Raw genomic sequence first — 4517 nt, forward strand, 5'->3', positions numbered from 1 at the left:
CTGGTCGGTTAGCCGCTTCAGCGCCGCCAATATCTGGTACGGACACGGCACCGATAACCCGTGGGATGAGGCCGTCCAGCTGGTGCTGCCGTCACTCTACCTGCCGCTGGATATTCCGGAAGACATGCGCACCGCGCGCCTGACCTCCAGTGAAAAACACCGCATCGTTGAGCGCGTGATCCGTCGCGTGAACGAGCGTATTCCGGTGGCTTACCTGACCAACAAAGCCTGGTTCTGCGGCCATGAGTTCTATGTTGATGAGCGTGTGCTGGTGCCGCGTTCGCCGATTGGCGAGCTGATCAACAACCACTTTGACGGCCTGATTAACCATCAGCCGCAGCACATACTTGATATGTGCACCGGCAGCGGCTGCATCGCGATTGCCTGCGCGTACGCCTTCCCGGAAGCGGAAGTGGACGCCGTCGATATCTCCACCGACGCGCTGGCCGTCACCGAACATAACATTGAAGAGCACGGCCTGATCCATCACGTCACACCTATCCGCTCTGACCTGTTCCGCGACCTGCCGACGCTGCAATACGACCTGATCGTCACCAATCCACCGTACGTGGATGCCGAAGACATGTCCGATCTGCCGAACGAGTACCGTCACGAGCCGGAGCTGGGCCTGGCGTCAGGCTCTGACGGGCTGAAGCTGACCCGCCGCATCCTGGCCTGCGCGCCGGATTATCTGACCGACGATGGCGTTCTGATTTGTGAAGTGGGTAACAGCATGGTACATCTGATAGAGCAGTACCCGGATGTGCCGTTCACCTGGCTTGAGTTCGACAACGGCGGTGACGGCGTCTTTATGCTGACCAAAACGCAACTGCTTGATGCACGCGAATACTTCAGCATTTACAAAGATTAATCCAGCGGGCTTCGGCCCGTTTCACAACGCTCAAACACAAACAACAACATCGGAGCCGTGATGGCAGGAAACAGTATTGGACAGGTATTCCGTGTGACCACCTTTGGCGAGTCGCACGGTCTGGCACTGGGTTGTATCGTTGATGGCGTCCCGCCAGGCATCGAACTGACCGAAGCCGATTTACAGCATGACCTTGACCGTCGTCGTCCGGGTACCTCTCGCTACACCACGCAGCGTCGCGAGCCGGACCAGGTCAAAATTCTCTCCGGCGTTTTTGAAGGCCGTACCACCGGGACCAGCATTGGTCTGCTGATTGAAAACACCGATCAGCGCTCCCAGGACTACGGCGCGATTAAAGACGTCTTCCGTCCGGGCCACGCCGACTATACCTACGAACAAAAATATGGCTTTCGCGACTATCGCGGCGGCGGACGTTCTTCCGCGCGTGAAACCGCGATGCGCGTGGCGGCAGGTGCGATTGCCAAAAAATATCTCCAGCAGAAATTCGGCATCGTTATCCGCGGCTGTCTGACCCAGATGGGCGACATTCCGCTGGCAATCAAAGACTGGGATCAGGTAGAACTTAACCCGTTCTTCTGCGCCGATGCCGACAAGCTGGACGCGCTGGACGAGCTGATGCGTGGCCTGAAAAAAGAGGGCGACTCCATTGGTGCGAAAGTCACCGTGGTGGCCGACGGTGTGCCGGCTGGCTGGGGCGAGCCGGTATTTGACCGCCTCGACGCTGACATCGCCCACGCGCTGATGAGCATCAACGCGGTGAAAGGCGTTGAAATCGGCGACGGTTTTGACGTGGTTAAGCTTCGCGGCAGCCAGAACCGCGACGAAATCACGAAGGCGGGTTTCCAGAGCAACCATGCGGGCGGCATTCTGGGCGGCATCAGCAGCGGGCAGCAAATTATTGCCAATATCGCGCTGAAGCCAACGTCCAGCATTACCGTGCCGGGCCACACGATTAACCGCTCAGGCGATGAAGTAGAGATGATCACCAAAGGACGGCACGATCCATGCGTGGGGATCCGCGCGGTACCGATCGCAGAAGCGATGCTGGCGATCGTGCTGATGGATCACTTCCTGCGCCAGCGCGCGCAGAATGCGGATGTGACGACCACCATTCCACGCTGGTAACTATGAAAAAAACCGCAATCGCTCTGCTGGCGCTGCTGGCCAGTGGAGCAAGCCTGGCCGCCACGCCGTGGCAGAAAATCACCCACCCGGTAGCGGGAAGCGCGCAGTCCATTGGCGCTTTCTCCAACGGGTGTATCGTCGGCGCGCAGGAACTTCCGCTGCAGTCGGACACCTATCAGGTGATGCGCACCGACCAGCGCCGTTACTTCGGCCATCCTGACCTGGTACTGTTTATTCAGCGTCTTGGCAACCAGGTGCATAACCTGGGGCTGGGGACGATGCTGATTGGCGATATGGGGATGCCTGCAGGTGGTCGCTTCAACGGCGGTCACGCCAGCCACCAGACCGGACTGGATGTGGACATCTTCCTGCAACTGCCGAAAACGCGCTGGAGCTCAGCGCAGCTGCTGAAACCGCAGGCGCTGGATCTGGTCTCGGCCGACGGTAAACGGGTCGTAACCTCGCGCTGGTCGCCGGAAATTTCCAGCATGATTAAGCTGGCGGCAGAGGATAACGACGTCACACGGATCTTTGTTAACCCGGCCATCAAGCAGCAGCTTTGCCTGGATGCGGGAACGGATCGCGACTGGCTGCGTAAAGTGCGCCCGTGGTTCCAGCACCGGGCGCATATGCATGTTCGCCTGCGCTGCCCGGCGAACAGCCTGGAATGTGAAGATCAGCCGCTGCCACCGCCTGGCGATGGTTGTGGTTACGAACTGCAAAGCTGGTTTGAACCGGCCAAGCCTGGAACCTCTAAGCCTGAGAAGAAGACACCGCCTCCGTTGCCGCCTTCCTGCCAGGCGCTACTGGATGAGCATGTACTTTAATGGATAATTTCGTCGATCTGTTTATGGTGTCACCGCTGCTGCTGGCGGTGCTCTTTTTTGTTGCGATGTTAGCCGGATTTATCGATGCCCTGGCGGGCGGTGGCGGGTTGCTCACCGTTCCGGCGCTGCTGGCGGCAGGCATGAGCCCTGCCCAGGCGCTTGCCACCAACAAACTCCAGGCATGCGGCGGTTCGCTCTCCTCATCGCTCTACTTTGTTCGGCGCAAAGTGGTGAATCTTGCCGATCAGAAGCTCAATATCCTGATGACGTTTATTGGCTCGACGGCGGGCGCGCTGCTGGTCCAGCACGTACAGTCCGACATTCTGCGCCAGATCCTGCCGATTCTGGTTATCTGTATTGGCCTCTATTTCTTACTGATGCCAAAGCTCGGCGAGGAAGACCGGGCGCGGCGACTGCACGGCCTGCCGTTTGCGCTGATTGCCGGTGGCTGCGTCGGTTTTTACGACGGCTTCTTTGGTCCGGGGGCAGGCTCGTTTTACGCGCTGGCATTCGTGACGCTGGCCGGGTTCAACCTCGCCAAATCCACCGCCCACGCCAAAGTCCTCAACGCAACCTCCAACGTTGGCGGCCTGCTGTTGTTTATCATTGGCGGCAAGGTTATCTGGGCTACCGGATTTGTGATGATGGCGGGGCAGTTTTTGGGCGCGCGCGCAGGCTCGCGTCTGGTATTAAGCAAAGGGCAAAAGCTGATCCGCCCGATGATTGTTGTTGTCTCGGCGGTGATGAGCGCCAAACTTCTTTATGACAGCCATGGACAGGAGATCCTCACCTGGTTGGGGATGAACTAATGAACAGTACGCATAAATACGAACAGCTGATTGAGATCTTCGACAGCTGTTTTGCTGATGATTTTAATACCCGTCTGATTAAAGGCGACGACGAACCGATCTATCTTCCTGCTGATGACCAGGTTTCATACAACCGCATCGTCTTTGCCCACGGCTTTTACGCCAGCGGTTTGCACGAGATTTCGCACTGGTGCATCGCGGGGAAAGCGCGTCGCGAGCTGGTGGACTTTGGTTACTGGTACTGCCCGGACGGGCGCGACGCCGCCACCCAGGGGCAGTTCGAAGATGTGGAGGTGAAACCGCAGGCGCTGGAGTGGCTGTTCTGCGTGGCGGCGGGTTTCCCGTTCAACGTCAGCTGTGACAACCTTGAAGGCGACTTCGAGCCAGACCGTATCGTCTTCCAGCGCCGCGTGCATGCGCAGGTGATGGAATATCTTGAGAAAGGCATCCCGGAACGTCCGGCACGCCTGATCGAGGCTTTACAAAATTATTACCATACGCCGGAGATCACGGCGGAATGCTTCCCGTGGCCGGAAGATTTATAACAGAGGAAAGAAGATGATCGCAGAATTTGAATCACGCATTCTGGCGTTAATTGATGACATGGTGGAACACGCCAGCGATGATGAGCTGTTCGCCAGCGGTTATCTGCGTGGTCACCTGACGCTGGCGGTAGCCGCGCTGGAAGCAGGGGACGATCACTCTGCCGACGCCGTTCACGCGGAAGTTACTCGCAGCCTTGAAAAAGCCATTCTGGCCGGGGAACTGTCTCCACGCGACCAGTCTTTAGTGCTGGGCATGTGGGACAATTTGTTCCAGCAGGCTAAACGCTAAGTTGCCGCCTTCTCTTCCCTCTCCCTTTTG

Annotated in this window: 6 protein-coding genes; all 6 read left to right on the top strand. The window is 58.1% G+C overall.

Annotated features, from left to right (window positions below; translation table 11 throughout):
• Positions 1–871: 50S ribosomal protein L3 N(5)-glutamine methyltransferase (prmB, locus tag HP459_RS21615; RefSeq protein ID WP_171936816.1), on the top strand; the 871-nt coding region annotated here is incomplete at its 5' end.
• A 60-nt stretch (positions 872–931) separates the two neighbouring features.
• Positions 932–2017: a chorismate synthase gene (gene aroC, locus HP459_RS21620; protein ID WP_023306656.1), complete on the top strand. Its 1086-nt coding sequence runs from the start codon at positions 932–934 to the stop codon at positions 2015–2017.
• 2 nt (positions 2018–2019) lie between these two features.
• Complete coding sequence (gene mepA, locus HP459_RS21625; protein WP_045621155.1) at positions 2020–2844, top strand: penicillin-insensitive murein endopeptidase; 825 nt, start codon at positions 2020–2022, stop codon at positions 2842–2844.
• Positions 2844–3653, top strand: coding sequence for a sulfite exporter TauE/SafE family protein (locus tag HP459_RS21630; RefSeq protein ID WP_022648863.1), 810 nt, complete (start codon positions 2844–2846; stop codon positions 3651–3653). Before mepA ends, HP459_RS21630 begins: the two co-directional genes overlap by 1 nt.
• A complete protein-coding gene (locus tag HP459_RS21635) occupies positions 3653–4198 on the top strand; it encodes an elongation factor P hydroxylase (RefSeq protein WP_023300646.1) in 546 nt (181 codons plus the stop codon). Before HP459_RS21630 ends, HP459_RS21635 begins: the two co-directional genes overlap by 1 nt.
• A 13-nt stretch (positions 4199–4211) precedes the next feature.
• Positions 4212–4487 carry a YfcL family protein gene (locus HP459_RS21640; protein ID WP_022648861.1) on the top strand — a complete coding sequence of 92 codons (276 nt, stop codon included), beginning with the start codon at positions 4212–4214 and terminating at the stop codon, positions 4485–4487.
• Positions 4488–4517 lie beyond the last annotated feature (30 nt).

The sequence above is a fragment of the Enterobacter sp. CM29 genome (assembly GCF_013179605.1).
Lineage (GTDB): Bacteria > Pseudomonadota > Gammaproteobacteria > Enterobacterales > Enterobacteriaceae > Enterobacter > Enterobacter intestinihominis.